The following is a 21,237-nucleotide window of genomic DNA, read 5'->3' as shown; positions in this document are numbered from 1 at the left end:
TCAGTCGTTGCGCCGGGCCGCGCTCTGCAGAATGCGCCGCTCGAGGGGCCGGCAGGCTTCGGTGACACCCGCCATCACCGCGACACCCAGGACGGCGGTCACTCCGATCAACGCCACCCCGGAGGAACTGGCCCCGAACTCGCCGATGAATGGCGTTGCGAGTAGCAGTCCCACCCCGATCGAGATGGTAAGGGTCACCAGCAGCGGGAGAAGAACCTGGTGACGACGGGTTGCCACCAGGACCTTCCGCGGGACCCCCATCCGGTCCAGAGTGATGCTCTCCTCCGCGCGGTCCACCACCGACGCGGCCTGGTTGACCAGAGTGGAGGTGGCGGCGAGGACCAAGCCGACCGCGAAGGTGATGACCGCACCTGTTCGCATGTCGGTGATGATGAGTATGGAGGCGGGAGACGCCCCCAGAGCCTCATCGTCGGCGGGCAAGACCGAGAGGTAGGCCCCGATCAGACCGAGTAGCGCGATGGCCGAGACGTTGCCCCAGGCGCCGCGGGGGTCGTCGATGATCCTCCTCATCGCGATCATCAGCGGTACCGACGCGGTGTGGGTTCCGCCACGTGCGAGGAACTGGAGCGCCCACGGACTGACGAGGTTCAGGGTCGCCACCACCATCAGCACCATGACCGCCAGGAAGACGTACGGAAGTAGATCGAGGGATCCGGGACTGAAGAACCGACTGAACAGGCCGAAGGCGAGCAGGGCTAGGACGAAGGCGAGCAGCCGCCAGGCCCGGAGTCCCCGGGGAGTCTGCTGGAGAGCCACCCCCAGGGGCGAGATCCGCACCCGCCGCAGCCCCACCGCGGTGGAGGCCGCTGCCAGACCCAACAGCACGGCGGCCAGCGCGACCAGTACCCACCAGGGTGGAAACAGTTCACCCGGGGCGATGTCCTGCCCCTGGAACGACACCGCCTGCCAGGCGGGCACGCTCAGCAGCCACAGACCCGCCCCCACCACCAACCCAGCGACAGCCTGGACCAGGGTCTCGACGACGGACATCGCCAGGACCTCGCGACCGGTCATGCCGACGAGGCGCAGCGATGCCAGCCGGCGGGCTCGTCCGCGGGCTCCTAGCCGTGCGGCGGCCGCACCCAGGGTGAGCAGCGGGACGCCCAACAGGGCGCAGGCGCCCACCGCGAGAATCACGTAGTTCTCCAGGGTCCCCTCAACCGCGGCCGGACTCATACCCAGCCCACCCAGGAGGTCACCGTCCGGCGCCCTCCAGCGCTGGAGGAACATCCACGCCCCACCCGTCACCGTCAGGGATAGGAAAGTCGAGACGGAGAACGCGACAACGGCCAGCACATCGAGGGTGCCACCGCCACGTGAGCCGCGGATCCGCCCCAGCGCCAGTCGGGGTGCCAGCGTCAGAGCAGAGTTCATCCCGCTTCACCTCCCGTCAGGAGTCGGTCGGAGTGGATCATGGCGTCGCGGAGCTCGACGAGTCGGGAACACCATCCCGCGACCTTCCGGTCATGGGTCACCACCACCAGGGTGGTCCCCGACATGCCTGTGGTCGTCGTGAGGATCTGCATCACCTCGTGACCGGTCGCCTGGTCGAGGGCACCGGTGGGTTCGTCGGCAAAAACCACGGCCGGTGAGTGGACCATCGCGCGGGCGATGGCGACACGCTGGGCCTGCCCGCCGGACATCTCCCCGGGGCGCCGACCCCCGAGTCCCGCCAAGCCCAGACGCTCGAGCCAGTGCTCAGCCGCGCGCAGAGCGCCCGCACGAGAACTGCCCGCGAGAAGAAGGGGCAGGGCGACGTTCTCATTGGCGGGCAGTTCTGGGAGGAGCTGCCCGTCCTGGAACACGAATCCCAGCCGTTCGCGCCGCAACCGGGAGCGACGCGCATCAGAGAGCTCCGAGACCACGGTGTCGCCGAGCTGGACCCTGCCACTGTCCGGCGGGAGGATGCCCGCGAGGCACTGCAGAAGGGTGGACTTGCCGGACCCGGAAGGACCCATGATCGCCGTGGATTCGCCCGGGGATATCTCGATCGAGACCCCGGACAGCGCTCGGACCGAACCGTAAAGCTTGGTCAGATCCCGGCCGATGAGTACGGGTGGTGAAGTCGGTGAATCCATGTCTCCACTCCACACCAGTCACGGCAGGGGCACCATGACGACACCTCCCGTCCCGAGGTAGAGCCAGCTCCACCCCCGACCACCCCTCGATATGCTTCGCACATGACCGGCACACTGGTGGCCCTGCTCTGCCTGTCGGTTCTTTGCTGCCTCGGGCTTCTCGCTCTCCTGGCGAGTGAGAGGCGGTCCGCGGCCTCCATCTCCCCCAAGAAATGGGCGAGGCACGTGCGGGACCTGCGGTCCTCCCGGATGGAGATCGTGAACGCCTACGAGATCGAACGTCGGCGGGTGGAGCGCGATCTCCACGACGGCGCGCAGCAGCATCTCGTCGTGTCGTCGTTGAGAATCGGGGAGGCGCTCCTGCTGCTCGCCTCGGCCGGGGATACGCCCGGCACCCTCCGCCGGGTCACCGACCTGCTCACCGGAGCCCAGGACGCAGCGGACTCCGCCCTCGCCGCCTTGCGCGAGACGGTGTCCGGACTCCATCCCACCGTCCTTTCGGACCATGGTCTGGAGTCAGCGGTCCGTGAGATGGCCGCGCGCTCCCCTGTCGACGTGGTGGTGCGCGTTCCGCACACGCTGCCGACGCTGCCCGAGGCGGTCGCGGCCACCGCCTATTTTCTCATCTCCGAGGCGATGGCCAACATCGCCAAGCACGCCCCCGATGCCCGGTCCACCATCCTGCTCAGCGTCGATGACGAACTCCACGTCACCGTGGTCGACGACGGTGCCGGCGGGGCTCGCATCCGACCCGGTCACGGCCTGGCCGGTATGACCGAGAGGCTCGCGGCCTTCGGCGGCAGCCTCGAGCTCGCCAGTCCTGCGGGCGGACCTACCACCCTCAGCGGCCGAGTGCCCCTACTCCTCGCCGCCGGAAGCCCACTGATGTCGACAGCTGAGCGCCACGGCGAAGGGACACCCCCCGGATGAAACTCATCATCGCGGACGACACGGCCCTGTTGCGCGAGGGCCTGGCCGGAATCCTCGAACGGCAGGGCCATGAGGTCATCGCGCAGGCCTGTTCCGCCATCGAACTCGAGGCCGCGGTCCACGACGCTCTGGCCGGGAACGACCCCCCGGACGTCGTCGTCACGGATGTCAGGATGCCTCCCACCATGACCACCGACGGCCTCGACGCGGCCCTCCATCTACGGGCCCGGTACCCCCGACTCAACATCCTGCTGCTGTCCCAGTACACCGCGCCCGCCTACGCATCGGATCTGTTCGACGACAGCCACGCCGGTCCGGGGACGCGGGCGTCCGGTGCCGGTGCCGGTGGATTGGGTTACCTCCTCAAGGAGCGGGTGGGGCGGGTGTCCGACTTCCTCGACTCTCTGCGGGCCGTCGCCGCCGGCGGCGTCGTCATCGATCCGGATGTCGCCGCCCGGTTGATCTCGAACCGACGATCAGCTCTCGACTGCCTCTCCCCGCGCGAACTCGAAGTACTCCAGCTCATGGCCGAAGGACACGGGAACTCGGCGATAGGACGTCTGCTGCACCTGTCCCCGGGTGCGATCTCGAAACACGTCGCGAACGTGTTCCTCAAACTCGAGCTACCCCCTGGCGAGGACAACCGACGGGTACGGGCCGTTCTGGCCTACCTCACCGCACGTGGCGACTAGCGGTCACACACGGGGTGGATCGCCGTTTCATGGACGCCCCGGTGGACGTACGTCAGACTGGGATCCAGGCCGCCTGTCGACCCGACCCCGGAAGAGGACGCCAGCCTCCATGGAGCATCTCCGTCACTTCGCCCAGGAGTTCCGGAAAGCCCTGAGGAATCTGTTGCCGATCGTGGCCGTGGTGGTGGCCTTCCAGTTGTTGGTCTTCCGCCGGATGCCCGAGGACCCGATCCAACTGGTGGCCGGTCTGCTGATCGTGGGGGTGGGGATAGCCCTGTTCCTCCAGGGCCTGGATCTGAGCGTGTTCCCGGTGGGCAAGAACCTCGCCAACCAGTTCACCCGCCGCGGGGCCCTGGGGCTGCTGCTCACCTTCGGCTTCGCCATCGGATTCGCCGCTGTCGTGGCCGAGCCGGCCCTGATCGCGGTGGCGGAACAGGCCGAACTGATCAGCGAGGGCCGTATCGACGGGGTCGTGCTGCGGGTCGTTATCGCCGTGTCCGTGGGTCTCGTCCTGGTCCTGGGGATCCTGCGCGTGCTGCGGGGGTGGGCGGTCCACCGGATTCTCATCGGCGGCTACGTCGTGGTCCTCATCGCCACGTTCGTGGCCCCGCCGGAGATCGTGGGCCTGGCCTTCGACTCGGGCGGTGTGACCACCAACGTCGTGACCGTGCCATTGATCGCCGCGATCGGGATCGGGTTGGCCAACTCGATCCGGGGCCGCAGCGCCCTCACGGACGGCTTCGGCCTGGTCGCGCTGTGCGTGATGGTGCCGATGATCGGGGTGCAGCTCTACGGGATGTGGGTCTACACCTTCGGCGGTGGCGGCGGTACGCCCACCACGGGATCGGAGCAGGGCGGCGCCCCGCTCTGGCTGGAGCACGTGGTGGGCCTCGCGGAGATGGTCCGCGACGTGGCGCCCATGGTGATCGTCGTCCTGTTCTTCCAGTACGTCGCGCTGCGCCGGAAGCTGTCCCACCCGCTGCGGGTGGCCGTGGGGTTCCTCATGGTCCTGGTGGGGCTCTACGCCTTCGTGGTGGGCCTGAAGATGGGCCTCTTCCCGCTGGGCACACAGATGGCCGAGCAGCTCATCGACCGCGACGTTCCGGCGCTGATCCTGCTGTTCGCCCTGCTCATCGGGTTCGCCACGACCATGGCCGAGCCGGCCCTGGTGGCGATCGCCGACCAGGCCGAGAACGTCTCGCCGGCCGGGATCAACGTCACGGCCATCCGCCTGGTCGTGGCCACGGGGGTGGCGGTCGGAATCGCCCTGGGGGTGTACCGCATCCTCTCCGGAGGTCCGCTGCACTACTTCATCATGGTCTCCTACGCCGTGGTCATCGTCCTGGTGGTCCTGGCCCCGAAGTACATCGTGGCCCTGGCCTTCGACCTCGGCGGCGTCACCACGTCCGAGGTCACCGTGCCCCTGGTCACCGCCCTGGGCATCGGGTTGGCCAGCGCCATCGAGGGCCGCAGCGCGCTGCTCGACGGCTTCGGCCTCATCGCCTTCGCCTCGATCTTCCCGATCATCTCCGTCCTGCTCTATGCAATCGCCCTCGAGAGAGTCCCCCGCCTGCGGAAGGAATCGTCATGAAATTCACGGCCGTCGTAGTGATCGCCCCCCCGGAACTGGAGGACACCGCCATCGAGGTCGCGCAACGGGCCGGCGCGACCGGGGTGACGATCCTGGAGGGCAAGGGCATCGGCGCGCAGCAGAAGAAGACCTTCTTCGGCCTGACCTTCGAGGGCTCCCAGTCGGTGCTGCTCATGGTGGTGGGCACCCACCTCGCGACCCCGATCCTCAAGTCCCTGCACGAGGTCCTGGTCGACGGGGACAACTCCCACGGCATCGCCTTCAACGTCCCCATCGAGCACCTCACCGGGATAGACCCCCGGCAACTGGTGAAGTTCGAGGAGTACATGCGCCGCGAGAACACCTGAGCCTCGCCCACCCGCTCCCCCGCGCACGCCCCATACAGTCCGTACATCCCAGGAGGACCCCCATGCTCACCGTCCAACAGGTCATGGTGCCCGAGGTGATCACCATCTCCCCCTATGCCACCCTGCGAGAGGCGCTGACGATGATGCGCTCCCATCGGGTCAAGAGCCTCGTGGTCGACCGCCAGCACCCCCACGACGCCTACGGTCTGCTCAGCTACAACGAGCTGCTGCGCGCCATCGTGGTCGAGGAGGGCGACGTGGACCTGCTCAACGTCTACGACGCCGCCGTCAAGCCCGCCATCACAGTTGGCGAGGACCTGTCGGTCAACCAGGCCGCGGCCATGATGAGCCGGTTCCACCTCAACCGCCTGGTCGTGGTCCGCGGCAACGACCTCATCGGCCTGCTCACGATGAACGACATCCTCGCCCGGCTGATCGACGAACTCGACTGAACCGCGAATCCGAGGGTGCGCCCGGGGAGACTTGAACTCCCACGTCCGTAGACACTGGAACCTAAATCCAGCGCGTCTGCCAATTCCGCCACGGGCGCCTGCCCGGGGGTGCCGGGCGAGGTGAGCTTACCGCGCCGTCGGCGGTATCGTGGAGGGGTGTCCGACACCCTGAGCAACCGCACGGTCGGAGGCGACCCCGCCTCCGGTCCGCCGGTCTCGACCAAGGTCAGGCACCGCCCCTCGTGGATCGTGTTCGTCGTCCTGGGCTCGATCTTCTGCCTGGGGATGGGGTTCTGGCAGCTCGCCCGCTACCAGGAGGCCACGGGGACGGTGCAGAACCTCGGTTACACCTTCATGTGGCCGTTCCTGGCGGGCTTCCTGGTCTACGCGTACCTGAAGTACGTGCGCCTGGAGGCCGACGAGGCCGAGTCCGCCCTCCCCGCGGCCGGTCTCGACGCAGAAGAGGGTGACGACGACGAGGTCGACGGCCACCCCGACGGTTCGCCCCCACGCCGGGGTCCGCGCGGGCGCGGGAAGACCGTCACGGAGATCCCCGCGGACCTCCTGCCCACCCGGCGTCCCGCCGCGGAGGTCCGGACCGGCGATGAGGCCCTGGACGCCTACAACTCATACCTCGCCGAGCTGGCCCGTCAGGACGCGGCCGCAGGCGACCGTCACCAGGAGAGACACATCACATGACCGTCGCAGCCACCCCGGAGACCGACGACCGCAAGCCGGATCCCGACGGCAAGGTCCGCGGAGCGCTCGCCCGGTACCGCGTCCTGGCCTGGATCACCGGCGTGTGGCTGCTGGTCCTCACGGTCGAGATGATCTACAAGTACCTGATCCTGGAGAACTCCTCGGACGCTCCCGACTGGTTCACCTACATCGGGCAGGCCCACGGTGTCTTCTACATCTTCTACCTGTTCATGACCCTCGACCTGGCGATCAAGGCCCGGTGGCCGGCTTCCCGCACGCTGCTCACCGCACTGGCCGGGACGGTCCCGTTCCTGTCGTTCTGGTTCGAGCACAAGCGGACCCGGGACGTCCGGACCGAGTACGCGGTCTAGCGGTCACCCGGGACCCCGGGGACCCGTCAGCCGCGCTCCGCGAGTTCCCGTAGAGCCGGGGCGAGCGCGCGCAGGGCTCGTCCGCGGTGGGAGTCGGCGTCCTTCTCTCCCGGTGTGAGTTCCGCCGCGGAGCGGTCCGACCCCTCGGGCAGGAACAGCGGGTCGTAACCGAACCCGCCCTCGCCGCGAGGCGCCCGGGCCACGTGTCCGGCCCACCGCCCCTCCGCCACCCGCTCGACCGGATACGTCGTCGAGTGTGCAGAATCCCGCGTCGACTGTTCCGAATCCCGCGCCGAGTACACCAGGGCGCAGCTGGAGAAGAAGGCCGCGCCACGACGCTCGTCGGGCACGTCGGATAGCTGAGCCAGCAGTAGCGCGTTGTTGGCCGCGTCGTCGCCGTGCCGGCCCGCCCAGCGTGCGGACAGCACGCCCGGCATCCCGTTCAGCGCATCCACGGCCAGGCCGGAGTCGTCGGCCAGGCACGCCAGGCCCGTCGCCCTCCACCCGGACCTCGCCTTGATCAGGGCGTTGTCGGCGAAGGTCGCGCCGTCCTCCGGCTCCTCGGGGTAGTCGGGCACCTCGTCCAGGCCGATCGGCTCGATGCCGACGATCCCCTCGGACTCCAGCACCCGGCGCAGCTCGGCGAGCTTCTTGGCGTTCCGGCTGGCGACCAGCAGTCGCACTGTCACGGCTAGCGCCCGGTCCGGGCGGCCGGAGGCGACGGCAGCTCACCCGGGTAGGGGGCGGCGAGGACGTCTCGCTGCAGCGCGAACAGCTTCTCGCAGCCGGCCTGCGCGGAGTCGAGCATCGCATCGAGGGTGTCCCGCCCGAACGCGGCGCCCTCGGCCGTCCCCTGGACCTCGACGAGCTCCCCTGAGTCGGTGCAGACGACGTTCATGTCCACGCCGGCGCGCGAATCCTCCTCGTAGGGCAGGTCGCACAGGACCCGACCGTCCACCACGCCGACGCTCACGGCCGCCACCGCGGACGTCAGCGGGTTGCCGGTGACGGCGCCCTTTGCCCTGAGCCACGTCACCGCGTCCGCGAGCGCCACGTAGGCCCCGGTGATGGCGGCCGTGCGGGTACCGCCGTCGGCCTGGAGGACGTCGCAGTCCAGGGCGATGGTGTTCTCCCCCAGCGCGGACAGATCGATGCACGCGCGCAGCGACCGGCCGACCAGCCGGCTGATCTCGTGGGTGCGGCCACCCACCTTGCCCCGCACCGATTCGCGCCCCGAGCGCTCATGCGTGGCGGCGGGGAGCATGGCGTACTCCGCGGTCAGCCAGCCCAGCCCCGACCCCTTGCGCCAGCGCGGCACGCCCTCGGTCACACTCGCCGTGCACATCACGCGGGTCTGCCCGAAGGTCACGAGAACCGAACCCGCCGGGTGCGAGGTGAATCCCCGCGTGATGGTCACGTCGCGGAGGTCGCCGTCCGCGCGTCCGTCTGCTCTGCCGTCAGTAGATGAGGTCACGACCGCCGATACTAGCGGCCGGAACCCGACGCTCAGACCTCGAGCCTGAGATCAGGCTCCGCCAGCAGGACCTCGCCGTCGAACTCCGCGGCGGCCTCGGCGCGCACGGCCTCGCGGTCCGTCCACGGTGGGATGTGGGTCAGCACCAGACGGCCCACCCCCGCCAGCCGGGCGGTGCGGCCCGCCTCGGCGCCGGACATGTGGATCCCCGGCGGACGGCCCTCCTCGTGGGTCCACGAGGCCTCGCAGAGGAGCACATGGGCCCCGGTCGCGAGCTCGACCAGCGAGTCACAGTAGGCCGTGTCACCGCTGTAGACCAGGACGCGACCCGTCTCGGACGTCAGGCGCATCCCGTAGGACTCCGGCGGGTGATCCACCCGGTCGGCCCGCACGCGAAGGCCCACCTCGCCGTCGTCGCCCGTCATCTCCACGTCGGGGGTGACATCCCACGACCCCACCTCGAAGGTGTCCGACAGATCGTCCACCGCCCCCGGCTCCTCCGCCGAGGCGACCCCGATCCGGTACGCGGTCCCGGACGGCCCGATGAGCGGGACCCGGACCGCGCGCTCGGCCTCCGGACCGTAGCGCCGCAGCACCAGCAGGCCCGGGACGTCCAGGCAGTGATCGGCGTGGAGATGGGACAACAGGACCGTGGCGTCCTCCGGCGCGATGTACCGCTGCAGTGCCCCCAACACCCCGGGCCCCATGTCGATCACGACCGGGGCGACCCCGTCGACCTCCACCAGATACCCGGACGCCGGCGAGGTGGGTCCGCCGATACTCCCCGAGCAACCCAGGACAGTCAGAAGCATGGGCACCATCGTGCCACGGCCGGCCCCGGGTCGCCCGGAGTGTGCCCCGGCGGGCGACCCGGAACCGGTCCGCGGGGAGGGATCACACCGCACCCGCGCGGCCGACCGACACGAGACCGGGTCCGAGGAACCGGGACGCCACCCGGCGGAAGCTGTCCGGGTCACCGGTCACGAGGTACTCCCGCGTCGCCGGATCCGCCGCGTCGTGGGGGCGCAGCAGGTCGGTGGAGGTGAGGACGCGCAACACGTCCTTGGCGGTCTCCTCGGCGCTGGAGACCAGCGTGACGTGATCCCCCACCGCGAGCTGGACCACCCCGGACAGCAGCGGGTAGTGGGTGCACCCCAGGACCAGGGTGTCCACGTCCGCGTCGCGGATCGGCGCGAGGTACGCCTCCGCCAGACCCAGGACCTGCCGACCGCTGGTGATCCCCCGCTCCACGAACTCGACGAACTTCGGGCACGCCACCGAGGTCAGGTGGACCCCGGCCGCCGCGGCCACCGCGTCGTCGTAGGCCAGCGACGCGACCGTGGCGCGCGTGGCGATCACCCCGATGCGGCCCGAGCGAGTGGTGGCCACCGCCCGCCTGGCCGCCGGCTGGATCACCTCCACCACCGGCACCGGGTAGCGCTCGCGCGCGTCCCGCAGCATCGCCGCCGAGGCGGTGTTGCACGCGATCACCAGAGCCTTGACCCCGCGGTCGACGAGGGAGTCCGCGACCGCCAGGGCGTGCTCGCGGACCCGTGCCAGGGGCAGTGGCCCGTACGGACCGTTGGCGGTGTCCCCCACGTAGATCAGTGACTCGTCGGGGAGCTGGTCCATGATCGCCCGGGCCACGGTGAGGCCACCCGCACCGGAGTCGAACACCCCGACCGGGGCCAGTGGGTCGGGTGACGTCACCTCGGCGAACCGGCGTTCCGCCGCTGCCCGGCGGTGACCGCCTGTGGCGTCCGATCGCGCTTGAGTCCGTACGCCGAGAGGACGCCGCCGATGGCCCCGCCGAGGTGCCCCTGCCAGGACACGCCGTCCAGCATCGGGGACAGTCCCGCGAGCGCCTCGAACCCGTAGTAGAAGCCGATGACCAGTCCGACGAGCAGGTGCAGGAACCGGCGGGAGAACAGACCCCGGACGATCACGTAGAAGATGTAGCCGAACACGATGCCGGACGCCCCGATATGGACGGTCCCGGTGCCGCCCAGGATCCACGACACCACCCCCGAGGCCAGCCACGAGATGAGCGTGACGCTGATCAGTGGCCGGATCCCGGACATCGCGATGATCGACCCCAGGACGAGCAGGGCGATCGAGTTGCCGATCAGGTGCGCCCAGTCCCCGTGGAGGAAGGGTTGGAAGATGATGCCGGGGAGCCCGTCTGTCGAGAGCGGACGCACCCCGTAGCCGTCGAGTCCCTGCGGGGGCCCGATGGTGGCCTGGATGACCTGGTCGGCCGCCTCGACCACCCACATCAGTGCGACGAAGGCGAAGAGCAGGATCAGCGCCGGCCAGCGGCGCGGCCCCTGCGGGGCGGGTCGGGCGGTCTGGACGCCCCCCGCCCGGAACGTGCGTGGATCTGGATTCACCGTGTTCTCCTCACTTCCCGGTCAGAGCGGTGCACAGGGAGTCCTGCATGAAGGTCAACCAGTGGTAGACGTCCAGGTGCGCCGACCTCGGGTCGTCCTCCGCGACGAACTCGGGGATGTCGGTGGCGGGGACGCCGTCCACCGCCCCGGCCTCGAGCAGCAATGCGCCCAGGCCGAGCCTGACGTCGTTGAGGCACCCCATCCAGGCCTGAGCCTGCTCGGGGCTGAGCGAGACCGTCCCCCCGCGCGCCGGGAGGGATCTCAGGACCGTCGACGCCGCCGCGAGCTTGACGTCGATGATCTCCGGCTCATGGATCATCCGCATGCCCGAGTTGTGCGCGCGGGCCACCGCGGCGGCGTCCGCATCGGATCCCCCACCGGGCTCGGGCCGGTGGAAATCGGGGAGCAGGCGGGCGAGCGGGGCCTCGACGGGGAGCTCGGAGTGGCCGCTGCGCATCCCGGTGATCTCGGCCAACTCGTCCTTCGGCGCCGAGTCGCGCCGCTGCTCGAGCATGTCGACGATGTTGGACACCAGGGCGTGGAGGATCTGCACCTCGTGGCCCTCCATGACCGCCTTGACCCGGGGGCCGGTGAGGGAGGACTTGCGCTGCCAGGCCTTCACGGGCTCAGACCTCCCGCTGCATCGTGGCCCACAGTCCGGCCTCCTGCAGCTTTCGGACGTCGTTCTCCACCTTGTCCCGGCTGCCGGACGAGACCACCGCGCGGCCGTCGTTGTGGACCTTGAGCATGAGCTCGTGCGCCTTCTCCCTGCTGTAGCCGAAGACCCGCTGGAACACGAAGGTCACGTAGCTCATCAGGTTGACCGGGTCGTCCCACACCACGGTGAGCCAGGGGCTGTCCACCCCGGCGTCGAGCTCGGTGTCCGTGGCTTCCACGGGCGCGGCCGACGGCATCGCCATCACGGGGACGACGCTCCGGTCGTCCGCGATCTGTGTGGTCACGGTGTGCATACGGCCAAGGATACGGATTACCGGCGGGTCGGCCACGCCGTAGAGTCAGCCGGGTGACCGCGACCGCGCCGACGCGCGCCCCTCACCCGCCGGGCCGTCCGTCCAGCGCACTGCTCACGGACAAGTACGAGCTCACCATGATCCGGGCCGCACTGGCCGACGGTACCGCCGACCGCCCCTGTGTGTTCGAGGTGTTCGCCCGACGGCTTCCGGCGGGTCGCCGGTACGGCGTCGTCGGCGGCACGGGCCGGCTCCTGGAGCGGCTCCGGGACTTCCGCTTCGGCGAGGAGGAGCTCGCGGTGGTGGCCGACTCCCTCGACGAGCGGACCCTCGGGTGGTTGCGGGACTTCCACTTCACCGGCCACATCGACGGCTACCCCGAGGGGGAGCTGTTCTTCCCGGGCTCCCCCGTACTGAGCATCCGGGGCGGGTTCGCCGAGTGCGTTCTGCTCGAGACCCTGGTCCTGTCCGTGCTCAACCACGACAGCGCGATCGCCTCCGCCGCCGCGCGCATGACCGCCGCGGCGGACGGTCGCCCGATCATCGAGATGGGGTCGCGCCGCACCCACGAGGAGGCCGCGGTGGCGGCGGCCCGCGCGTCATACCTCACGGGGTTCGCGTCCACCTCCAACGTCGAGGCCACCCGGCGGCACGGGGTCCCCTCCGCCGGCACGTCGGCGCACGCGTTCACACTGCTGCACACCGGACCGGACGGCCCGGACGAGGCGGCCGCGTTCCGATCGCAGGTGGCCACCCTCGGTGTGGACACCACCCTCCTGGTGGACACCTACGACATCACCCGCGGCGTGGCCACGGCGATCGAGGTGGCCGGACCGGAACTGGGAGGCGTCCGGATCGACTCGGGCGACCTCGGGATGCTCGCCCGCCAGGTCCGGGTCCAGCTGGACTCCCTGGGCGCCCACCGGACCCGGATCGTGGTCTCCGGAGATCTCGACGAGTACGCGATCGCGGCCCTGCGGGCCGACCCCGTCGACGCGTACGGGGTGGGTACCCGGCTGGTGACCGGCTCCGGCGCCCCCACCGCCGGGATGGTCTACAAACTCGTCGAGGTGGACGGCATACCGGTGGCCAAGCGGTCCGCACACAAGGAGTCCCTGCCGGGCGCCAAGCGGGCGGTCCGGCTGCACCGGCGTTCGGGCACCGCGGTCGAGGAGGTGCTCCTGCCGTGGGCGGGTTCCCTGCCGGCCGACCCCGGTCTGGAGCAGCGGGACCTGATGGTCCCCCTCCTGCGTGACGGCGACACCGTGGCCGGCCTGCCGACCCTGGCCGAGTCGCGGGCGCTCCACCAGTCCGCGATGGTGACCCTGCCGTGGGAGGGTCTGGCCCTGAGCGAGGGCGAGCCGGCGGTCCCCGTGCGGGTGGTGCCGCCCGGACCCCGGCGCTGATCCGCCCGCCTCCGACGCGGCCGATAGGGTGTCCGGGTGACCGACTCGCTCCCGACCGTCTCCGACCTGCTCGCCACCGCGGTCGAGAGCCTGGGCGGCAGCGAGCGCACCGGGCAGGTCCGTATGGCCGAGGCGGTGGGCAACGCCCTGTCCACCGGCGAGCACCTCGCGGTCCAGGCCGGCACGGGCACCGGCAAGTCGCTGGCCTACCTGGTGCCGTCGCTGCGGCACGCCGTGACGACCGGGGGGACGGTCGTGGTCTCCACCGCCACGATCGCGTTGCAGAACCAGCTGGTGGACCGCGACCTCCCCCGGCTGGCCGCCGCCCTCAAGCCACAGCTCGGTGTCACCCCCTCGCACGCGATCCTCAAGGGCCGCGGGAACTACCTGTGCCTGCACCGCGTCTCGTCCGGCCCGGTCGACGAGGCCGATCCCGACGAGGTGATGTCCGAGGAGCTGTTCGACCTCCCGATCGGTGGCGAATCCACCGCCGCCCGCACCCCCCGCGAGGCCTCCCAACGTGACTCCGGGCCCGGATCGCGACTCGGCCAGGAGATCGCCCGGCTGCACGACTGGGCGCAGGACACCGAGACCGGCGACCGGGACGACCTGCCCCGTGGGGTGTCCGACGCGGCGTGGCGCCAGGTGTCGGTGACCAGCCGCGAGTGCCTGGGGCAGCTGTGCCCCGAGTTCTCCGAGTGCTTCGCCGAACTGGCCCGGCAGGAAGCGGGACGCGCAGACGTGGTGGTGACCAACCACGCCCTGCTCGCGATCGACGCCATGACCGACGTCTCCATCCTCCCCGAGCACGACGCGGTGGTGATCGACGAGGCCCACGAGCTGTCCGACCGGGTGACCGGCGTGACGACGGCGGAGCTCACCGGAGCCGCCGTGATCCAGGCCGCCCGCCGCGCTGCCAAACTCGTCGATCAGCAGACCGCCGATCGCATGGTGGCGGCGGGTGAGGGTCTGGCGAGCCTGCTCGAGCTGTGTCCCGAAGGACGCTGGGACCTCCTGCCCGAGGGCGCCGACCTCGCGCTGGCCGCGGTCCGACACACCGCCGAGAACTGCCGGAGCGCCGTGCCCGGCCCCAAGCCCGGCGAGGTCGCGAACGATCCCCAGGGCGCCTCCGACCGGCAGAAGACCCTCGCGGCACTCGACGAGGTCGCCGACGCGGCCGACCGCATGCTCTCCTCGTACGAGCGTCCGGTGACCGAGCGTCTGGAGATCGTGTGGATGAGCGAGGAGGACCGCCGTGGCCGGATCCTGCGCGTGGCCCCGCTCTCCGTGGCGGGGCTGCTCCGGGCGCGGCTGTTCGCCGAATCCACGGTGATCCTCACCTCCGCCACGCTCACGACCGGCGGGAAGTTCGACGGCCTGGCGGCCACCTGGGGCTTGCCGCCGGCCTCGTCCGCCCGCCCCGACCCCGCGACCGCCGTCGCCCTGGAACCACCCTCCGACGACGACGCCGGCAGCCTCCGCTGGACCGGGCTCGACGCCGGGTCGCCCTTCGACTACCGCCGCAACGGCATCCTCTACGTGGCCTCGCACCTTCCGGCGCCCGGCAGGGAGGGCGCGTCACCCGAGGCGGAAGACGAGCTGGTCGACCTCGTCGCCGCCGCCGGTGGACGCACCCTCGGGCTCTTCTCCTCGATGCGCGGGGCCAGGGCGGCCGCAGAGTTGCTGCGCGAGCGACTCGACACCCCGGTGCTGTGCCAGGGCGAGGACTCGACCGCCAACCTGGTGGCGCAGTTCGCGGCGGACGAGGAGACCACGCTGGTGGGCACCCTCTCGCTGTGGCAGGGCGTCGACGTGCCCGGCCGGTCGCTCTCGCTCGTGGTGATCGACCGCATCCCGTTCCCGCGGCCGGACGACCCCCTGCTCTCGGCGCGTCAGCGCGCGGTCGGGGCCCGCGGTGGCAACGGCTTCCTCGCCGTCGCCGGCAACCACGCCGCGCTGCTCCTCGCCCAGGGCGTCGGGCGGCTCCTCCGCCGCACCGACGACCGGGGCGTCGTGGCCGTCCTCGACTCCCGGTTGGCGACCGCCCGCTACGGCGGCTACCTCCGGGCCTCGCTGCCCCCGTTCTGGCAGACCACCGACCGGGACGTGGTGATCGGCGCCCTCGAGCGGCTCCGTGAGGGGTGAGACCGCAGCCCGGCTGGCGGAGACGTGAGGACAGGCGGTCTCACTCGTCGGGGATCGCCCTCGAGTGGGGTCACCGGGGCAGCACGACCGGGGTGCCCGTATCCGGGTCGCTGATGATCCGGCACCGGAGACCGAAGATCTCCTCGACCAACTCTTCTGTCAGCAGCTCGCCGGGTGGACCGGACGCCATGACCCGGCCGTCCCGCATCGCGATGAGATGCGTGGCGAACCTCGCCGCGTGACCCAGTTCGTGGAGCACGGCAACGATCGTCCGTCCTTCGGTGCGCAGTCTGTCCAGTAGCCGCAGCGTCTCCACCTGGTGGGCGATGTCGAGGAACGTGGTCGGCTCGTCGAGCAGCAACAGGGGCGTGTCCTGCGCCAGCGCGAGCGCGATCCAGACACGCTGGCGTTGCCCGCCCGAGAGCGTGTCCACCAGCCTGTCGCCGAGATCCTCGACATGGGTCAATCGCATCGCCTTGGCCACCATCTCCTCGTCGCCTCGACTCCACTGCGCGAACAGGGTCTGGTGAGGGTAGCGGCCCCGACGTACGAGCTCCCCGACGCGGATCCCGTCGGGGACCGGGGAATGCTGCGGCAGCAGGCTGAGCCGGCGGGCGATCTCTGCTGTCCGCAGGGTCGTGATCGCCTTCCCGTCGACCAGAACCTGGCCTCCGGACGGGGTGAGCAGCTTCGTGAACGCCCTCAGGAGCGTGGACTTTCCGCAACCGTTCGGTCCGATTATGGCGGTGAACTCACCGTGGGGGACCGCCGCGGACACCTCGTCAAGAACGTTCTCCCCGCGACGGTAGGCGGCGGTGACGGCCTGCGCGTCGAGCGCCGGGTTCATCATCAACTCCTCTCGTTCTCTCTGAGCAACAGATAGATCAGATAGGCCCCGCCCAGACAGACCGTGACCGCCCCTACGGGCACACTGGTCATGGGCAGGGCGTGCTGCGCCAGAAGGTCCGCCGCGGACAGCAGGACCGCCCCCGTCAGTGCCGAGCCCACCGGGTCCACACCACCCGAGCGGGTGCGCAGTCTCCGTGCGATCTGAGGGGCCGACAGCGCGATGAATGAGATAGGCCCCGTCACCGCGGTGACAAGTGAGGTCAATGCGACCCCCACCAGCACGACGGCCGCCTTACCCGGTTCCGGGCGCACGCCCCGGACCTGCGCGGACTCGTCGCCGAGCTCGAGTTGCCTCACCACGCGGGTCAACCACGGCACCATCGACGCGAGTACGAGAGCTGACGCACCGGCACCGATCAGCTGCGGCCAGCGCACCCCGTTCAGGGACCCGGCACCCCAGACGGCCGCGCGCAGTGCGACGTCCAGATCGGACTTGACGATGATCCAGGTGTTGACGGATCCGAGGAATGCGCTGATCGCGATCCCCACGATGATGAGCCTGAACCCCTGCAGGCCCGCCGAATACGCGAGGAGGTAGACCAGCGCCGCCGTGAGCACCCCCCCGGTCAGGGCGCCGGTGGCGAAGGCCGCGTAACCGGTGCACCCGAGGCTGATCGCCACCAGTACGCCCGTGAAGGCGCCGGTGTTGAGTCCGATGATGTCCGGACTCCCCAGGGCATTACGTGTGAGCGACTGGAACAGCGCCCCACTGACACCCAGACACGCACCGAACACGGCCGCCGCCAGTGCTCGCGGAGCCCGCCATTCGACCACGACCATCGCGTCCACCCGGTCGGCCCCCGGGGCGAAGGCACCGAGCACCCGTCCGAGCGGGATGGTGCGCTCCCCCACGGACAGGGCCACCACCACGAGCGCGAGCACCACGACCACGGCGATGAGAGCGACGACGGTGTCCCGGATCGGCAGTGACCTGCTGTATCGACCGAGTCGCACGGACACCTCGCGGCCCGGCACCCGGCTCACACCCCGCCCCGCTCGGCTCGGCGCACCAGGAGAATGAGGACCGGGGCTCCCAGGAACGCGGTGACGACCCCTGCCTGCAGTTCGGCGGGCCACACCACCAGACGACCGGCGATGTCCGCAGCGATCAACAACACCGGGGCGAGCACCACTGAGAATGCCAGGACCCACCGTTGATCCGGTCCGGTGAACAACCGCACCGCGTGAGGCACCATCAGCCCTACGAAGGCGATCGGGCCCGCCGCCGCTGTCGCCGCGCCGCACAGAACCGTGATGGCCAACGCCGACACTGCACGGACCAGCCCCACCGGCACGCCCATTGAACGGGCCCGCTCATCGCCCAGCGCAATCGCGTTGGTGGCGCGGCCCGTCAGTAGTGCCACCACGAGCCCTACGAGAATGAAGGGCAGGACGAACTCGACCGTCCCGTGCGGCCGGTCGGAGAGGGTCCCCACACCCCAGAACCGCATCTGGTCGAACACCCGCGGCATCACCAGCGCCAGGGACTGACCACTGCCGGTGAACACCGCCGTCAACGCGACGCCGACGAGTGTGAGTCGGACGGGCGTCGCACCGTGCGGACCGCGCAGTGCGATGGCATAGACCAATACGAACGCCGCGAACGCCCCGGCGAAGGCGAACCACACGTAACCGTGGATGGTGGTGACCCCGAAGAAGGCGATCGCGATCGCCACCGCGAGTGCTGCTCCCGCGTTGACACCGAGGATGCCCGGGTCGGCAAGAGGGTTGCGGGTCAGCGCCTGCGCGAGCGCACCTGACGCACCGAGCGCTGCGCCCACGAGGATGCCGAGCAGGGTTCGGGGCATCCTCATCTCGACAACCGTCGTGTACGCGATCAGATCGGTGGGATGGGTCAGGGCCGCCATCACCTCCCCCGGGGTGAGGGACACCGAGCCGACGAACACGCTCATCACCGACGTGAGAACGAGCACCCCGGATGCGCCCACCAGTCCCAGCACGAGCAGACCGGTCCGCCCGGATGGGCGGGGTACCGGACTGCCGCCGTACTCGGCCCCCACCGCCCGGTGCGCTCGCAACGGAGTGTCGCGGGTCACCGGGCCGACGGGTAGTCGGCGGTGAGCTCGAACTCGTACGCGACCACCCCCCACCCCAGACCGTGGTGTGAGCGCAGTGTCCACCCACTGTCCAGGCCCAGTTCGGCCACACGCCGGGGCGACCGGGGCGGGGACGCCGTCGTGGAGAAGCGCAGCAGCGCGAGCTGAGCCGCGGCACTCGAGAGACCGTCCGGGGTGCTTCCGTCGACGACGACGAGGCGGGGCGCGATCGCCGCGAGTCCGTGCAAGTGGGATCGCGCGGACTCGTCGTCGAGATGTCCGAGCAACATGGCCGAGACCACCAGTGCCGCGGAGGTCTCTCCGTCGCTGGAGCGGACGTTCGTCAGACCGTTCTCGGTCGCAACGCCGGCCACCAGGGCCGCCCCCGGCCCCACTACCACCGTGTCCGGACTGCGTAGGTCGCCCAGCACCCGGATCAGTCCGTGCTGGAGGTAGACGAGAGAGTCCGCTTGGTGTTCCAGATAGCCGGCGACCTCGGCGTCCGCCTTCGAGGACTCTGCGAACCCCAGCCCGGTATCCAGTTCCCATGCCGGTCGGCCGGTACGCACCGACCTGGCCAGGTGGCGAAGCGCGATAGCCAGATCGGCCTCCGGGCCTGTGAACTCCTCCACCTCGTGCGGGTCGTCGAGCAGGTCCACTGCGAGGTCCGTCAGCTCCCACCGGTTCTTCGCACACGCTCGTACCAGTCCCGAGGTCGCCAAGACCTCCACCAGTGGCCGGAGATCCGTCCGGGCATCGACAGCCGACTCCAGCTCCGAGGTGCTCAGCGGCCGGTCCGCGAGGGACCGCAGCAACCCCAGCTGTAGCGCCGCGCGGACCGCGAACCATGCCACCGGGGCCTCTGGCAGCCCCGGTTCACCCATGGTCGCGCCGTGCTCGTCCACCAGGTACCAGTAGCCGGTGATGTTCCGATAGCCCCTCCCGACCCGCCCGCCGAGTCTGCGTCGTAGCGGCAACAACGCGCCGGCCTCGCCCGCAGCCCAGACGAACGGCCGCTCGCCCAGGTCGTACTCGTCGTCGACGGCGTCGAACAGGGCGCCGATCACCTCGCCGTCCGGCTCGAGCATGAACTCCCTGCGCAGGGAATCCGTACTCCTGACCGGAAGCTCGACGGCCACTGTCCTCCCGGCTGTGAGTACTACGACATGGGCCGGTACAGCGAGCGGCCGCTCCGTGAGGAACCTCCGGATGGCCGGCAGCGCGGTCTCGTCCCCGATCATCACGATCGAGGTCGCGTCCTTGGGAAGCAGCTGCGAGGATTTGGGCCCCACGAAGGACAGCTCGGTGCCCGGCACCGCGTCAGCCGCCCAGCGGGCGGCCGGCCCGTCACCGTGGAGGACGAAGTCCACCGCGAACGCCCCGCTGTCCGGGGCGACCGAGTGCGGGGTGTAGTCGCGGGTGAGTCTGTTCTCGGACGGTGTCCACTCGATCCCGTCGGCATGCTGGCGGGGTAGAGCGGAGTCGATGTCGCCGTCGGCGGCGAAGATCACCTTGATGTGGTCATCGAAACCCGGGGCGTGGAACGCCGGGTGGGACACGCCGTCGCGCGTGAAGGCTTGCAATTGCTCCCCCTCCAGGTGCACGCGCCGGACCCTCCCCGCGAGATCCTCCACCTCGGCGACCCTGACCGTGCGGACGACGAGCGGATGGATCAGAAGCTCGGGGCGGCTCACCGTCCGAACTCCTCCTCGACCAGATCCAGTAGCGCGAGGGCCTCGTCGTAGTCGTGTCGCAACGCCCAATAGGGGAGGTCGAAGGCATTCGCGGAGACAAAGGCGGGCAAGTTGCGCCACGCGGGCTCGTCCGCCAGTTGTTCAACCGAGGTGGTCTCTCCGTTGAAACCCATCACGAACACTGTCTTGCTGTCGACGATCCGGCCCAGTTGCTCGGTGGACAACTCGGCCATGTCGCCGCCCGGCTGGTAGGGCTGCAGGGCGTTCCGCGCGACCAGGTCGTCTGCCTCGAAACCGAGTTCGCCGAACATCAGAGGCAGACCGGTGTTCTCGAAGAGCAGATACGGGGTGCCGTCGGCGGTGACGCTGATGAAGGAGGTCGGCTGTGGGGGAACCTCGATAGCCTCGGCGACCTCCGCCACCCGCGACTCGTATGTCCCGACCATGTCCTCGAACGCCTCGGGCTTTCCGAAGACGTCCACAGCCAGGAACTCCGCCTGGTCCTGCCAGTCCGCGAAGGCCTTGTCCACAATGACGGTGGGGGCGATAGCGGTGAGGTCCTCGTAGGCCTCGTCGGCCTGGAAGTTGGGAAAGCCCCATCCGCCGGCCACGATGAGGTCCGGATCGGTCTCGAGGATCGCCTCGAGGTCGAAGCCGTCTGCAGACCACGGCAGGAACTCGGTCCCGTCTTCGGCCGGCGCCTGCCCCCACAGCTCCGAGAATTCCGCGTTGGTCTGGTCCGCGTCCTCAGGGATCGTCGCGGCGATCGGGACATCGAGTTCGTAGAGGTAGCCGGCCAAGGCGTAGTTCAGCACAACGACACGCTGGGGATCAGCCGGAACCGTGACATCCCCCTTCGGGGTCGGCACCGTACGGGTGGCCCCCGGACTCGTCCCCTCGGCCCCGTCCCCCGTGGCCTCTCCCCCGGGTGAACATGCGGCGAGAGCGGCCAGCGTGAGGGCCAGGGTCCCTGCGACCATCGCGCGTGCGGGACGTGTCTTGCGAATCAT

At 70.1% G+C, this 21,237-nt stretch carries 23 protein-coding genes and 1 tRNA gene; 9 read left to right on the top strand and 15 right to left on the bottom strand.

What is annotated here, in order from left to right; all coding sequences use genetic code 11:
• Together ABIE38_RS01340 and ABIE38_RS01335 are read right to left on the bottom strand one after the other, a co-directional pair.
• Positions 1-1,395, bottom strand: coding sequence for an FtsX-like permease family protein (locus ABIE38_RS01340; RefSeq protein WP_354053652.1), 1,395 nt, complete (start codon positions 1,393-1,395; stop codon positions 1-3).
• Positions 1,392-2,099 carry an ABC transporter ATP-binding protein gene (locus tag ABIE38_RS01335; protein WP_354053651.1) on the bottom strand — a complete coding sequence of 236 codons (708 nt, stop codon included), beginning with the start codon at positions 2,097-2,099 and terminating at the stop codon, positions 1,392-1,394. Before ABIE38_RS01335 ends, ABIE38_RS01340 begins: the two co-directional genes overlap by 4 nt.
• Positions 2,100-2,201: 102 nt before the next feature.
• Here ABIE38_RS01335 and ABIE38_RS01330 point away from each other — a divergent pair, with 102 nt between their 5' ends.
• From ABIE38_RS01330 to ABIE38_RS01310, 5 genes are all read left to right on the top strand, one after another.
• The gene (locus ABIE38_RS01330; protein ID WP_354053650.1) at positions 2,202-3,029 is read left to right on the top strand and encodes a sensor histidine kinase; all 828 of its coding nucleotides are present in this window, start codon (positions 2,202-2,204) and stop codon (positions 3,027-3,029) included.
• Entirely contained in the window at positions 3,026-3,721 is a 696-nt protein-coding gene (locus ABIE38_RS01325; protein WP_354053649.1) for a LuxR C-terminal-related transcriptional regulator, read from the top strand. Before ABIE38_RS01330 ends, ABIE38_RS01325 begins: the two co-directional genes overlap by 4 nt.
• Before the next feature lie 109 nt (positions 3,722-3,830).
• A complete protein-coding gene (locus ABIE38_RS01320; protein WP_354053648.1) occupies positions 3,831-5,312 on the top strand; it encodes a DUF1538 domain-containing protein in 1,482 nt (493 codons plus the stop codon).
• Positions 5,309-5,659, top strand: a complete 351-nt coding sequence (locus tag ABIE38_RS01315; RefSeq protein ID WP_354053647.1) for a P-II family nitrogen regulator — start codon at positions 5,309-5,311, stop codon at positions 5,657-5,659. Before ABIE38_RS01320 ends, ABIE38_RS01315 begins: the two co-directional genes overlap by 4 nt.
• 62 nt (positions 5,660-5,721) lie before the next feature.
• Positions 5,722-6,111 (top strand): CBS domain-containing protein, encoded by a 390-nt coding sequence (locus ABIE38_RS01310; protein WP_354053646.1) that lies wholly within the window; start codon positions 5,722-5,724, stop codon positions 6,109-6,111.
• Between the two features lie 16 nt (positions 6,112-6,127).
• On the opposite strand, the gene ABIE38_RS01305 is transcribed toward ABIE38_RS01310, so the two are convergent.
• Positions 6,128-6,209: transfer RNA gene (locus ABIE38_RS01305), tRNA-Leu, on the bottom strand.
• A gap of 58 nt (positions 6,210-6,267) precedes the next feature.
• Between ABIE38_RS01305 and ABIE38_RS01300 the strand changes: the two genes are divergently transcribed.
• Positions 6,268-6,810 (top strand): hypothetical protein, encoded by a 543-nt coding sequence (locus ABIE38_RS01300; protein WP_354053645.1) that lies wholly within the window; start codon positions 6,268-6,270, stop codon positions 6,808-6,810.
• Complete coding sequence (locus tag ABIE38_RS01295; RefSeq protein WP_354053644.1) at positions 6,807-7,181, top strand: DUF3817 domain-containing protein; 375 nt, start codon at positions 6,807-6,809, stop codon at positions 7,179-7,181. The genes ABIE38_RS01300 and ABIE38_RS01295 overlap by 4 nt, the downstream gene beginning before the upstream one ends.
• A 26-nt stretch (positions 7,182-7,207) precedes the next feature.
• Here ABIE38_RS01295 and ABIE38_RS01290 read toward each other — a convergent pair whose 3' ends face one another.
• The 7 genes from ABIE38_RS01290 to clpS form a co-directional block, all read right to left on the bottom strand.
• The gene (locus ABIE38_RS01290; protein WP_354054062.1) at positions 7,208-7,864 is read right to left on the bottom strand and encodes a non-canonical purine NTP pyrophosphatase; all 657 of its coding nucleotides are present in this window, start codon (positions 7,862-7,864) and stop codon (positions 7,208-7,210) included.
• Between the two features lie 8 nt (positions 7,865-7,872).
• Positions 7,873-8,655, bottom strand: a complete 783-nt coding sequence (gene rph / locus ABIE38_RS01285) for a ribonuclease PH (protein ID WP_354053643.1) — start codon at positions 8,653-8,655, stop codon at positions 7,873-7,875.
• A 32-nt stretch (positions 8,656-8,687) separates the two neighbouring features.
• Positions 8,688-9,467: an MBL fold metallo-hydrolase gene (locus ABIE38_RS01280; protein WP_354053642.1), complete on the bottom strand. Its 780-nt coding sequence runs from the start codon at positions 9,465-9,467 to the stop codon at positions 8,688-8,690.
• Positions 9,468-9,549: 82 nt separating this feature from the next.
• Entirely contained in the window at positions 9,550-10,365 is an 816-nt protein-coding gene (murI, locus tag ABIE38_RS01275; protein ID WP_354053641.1) for a glutamate racemase, read from the bottom strand.
• Entirely contained in the window at positions 10,362-11,045 is a 684-nt protein-coding gene (locus ABIE38_RS01270; RefSeq protein WP_354053640.1) for a rhomboid family intramembrane serine protease, read from the bottom strand. The genes murI and ABIE38_RS01270 overlap by 4 nt, the downstream gene beginning before the upstream one ends.
• Positions 11,046-11,055: 10 nt before the next feature.
• The gene (locus ABIE38_RS01265; RefSeq protein WP_354053639.1) at positions 11,056-11,667 is read right to left on the bottom strand and encodes a DUF2017 domain-containing protein; all 612 of its coding nucleotides are present in this window, start codon (positions 11,665-11,667) and stop codon (positions 11,056-11,058) included.
• A gap of 4 nt (positions 11,668-11,671) precedes the next feature.
• Positions 11,672-11,965 (bottom strand): ATP-dependent Clp protease adapter ClpS, encoded by a 294-nt coding sequence (gene clpS, locus ABIE38_RS01260; protein ID WP_370650897.1) that lies wholly within the window; start codon positions 11,963-11,965, stop codon positions 11,672-11,674.
• A 104-nt stretch (positions 11,966-12,069) separates the two neighbouring features.
• On the opposite strand from clpS, the gene ABIE38_RS01255 reads away from it, so the two are divergent.
• The gene (locus tag ABIE38_RS01255) at positions 12,070-13,422 is read left to right on the top strand and encodes a nicotinate phosphoribosyltransferase (protein WP_354053638.1); all 1,353 of its coding nucleotides are present in this window, start codon (positions 12,070-12,072) and stop codon (positions 13,420-13,422) included.
• Between the two features lie 36 nt (positions 13,423-13,458).
• Entirely contained in the window at positions 13,459-15,567 is a 2,109-nt protein-coding gene (locus ABIE38_RS01250; RefSeq protein WP_354053637.1) for an ATP-dependent DNA helicase, read from the top strand.
• Positions 15,568-15,637: 70 nt separating this feature from the next.
• Here the strand turns inward: ABIE38_RS01250 and ABIE38_RS01245 are convergent, their stop codons facing one another.
• From ABIE38_RS01245 to ABIE38_RS01225, 5 genes are read right to left on the bottom strand one after another with little or no spacing between them, the layout of a single operon-like run.
• Positions 15,638-16,417 (bottom strand): ABC transporter ATP-binding protein, encoded by a 780-nt coding sequence (locus ABIE38_RS01245; protein WP_502914697.1) that lies wholly within the window; start codon positions 16,415-16,417, stop codon positions 15,638-15,640.
• Positions 16,417-17,430 (bottom strand): FecCD family ABC transporter permease, encoded by a 1,014-nt coding sequence (locus ABIE38_RS01240; RefSeq protein ID WP_354053635.1) that lies wholly within the window; start codon positions 17,428-17,430, stop codon positions 16,417-16,419. Before ABIE38_RS01240 ends, ABIE38_RS01245 begins: the two co-directional genes overlap by 1 nt.
• 26 nt (positions 17,431-17,456) lie before the next feature.
• Positions 17,457-18,533 carry a FecCD family ABC transporter permease gene (locus ABIE38_RS01235; protein WP_354053634.1) on the bottom strand — a complete coding sequence of 359 codons (1,077 nt, stop codon included), beginning with the start codon at positions 18,531-18,533 and terminating at the stop codon, positions 17,457-17,459.
• On the bottom strand, positions 18,530-20,227 hold the full coding sequence (locus ABIE38_RS01230) for a siderophore-interacting protein (protein WP_354053633.1): 1,698 nt from the start codon (positions 20,225-20,227) through the stop codon (positions 18,530-18,532). The genes ABIE38_RS01235 and ABIE38_RS01230 overlap by 4 nt, the downstream gene beginning before the upstream one ends.
• On the bottom strand, positions 20,224-21,237 hold the full coding sequence (locus ABIE38_RS01225) for an ABC transporter substrate-binding protein (protein WP_354053632.1): 1,014 nt from the start codon (positions 21,235-21,237) through the stop codon (positions 20,224-20,226). The genes ABIE38_RS01230 and ABIE38_RS01225 overlap by 4 nt, the downstream gene beginning before the upstream one ends.

It is taken from the genome of Dietzia sp. 2505 (assembly GCF_040546785.1).
GTDB lineage: Bacteria > Actinomycetota > Actinomycetes > Mycobacteriales > Mycobacteriaceae > Dietzia.
The sequence above is the reverse complement of the archived record's forward strand: the minus strand, read 5'-3'. Positions and strand labels throughout refer to the sequence as shown.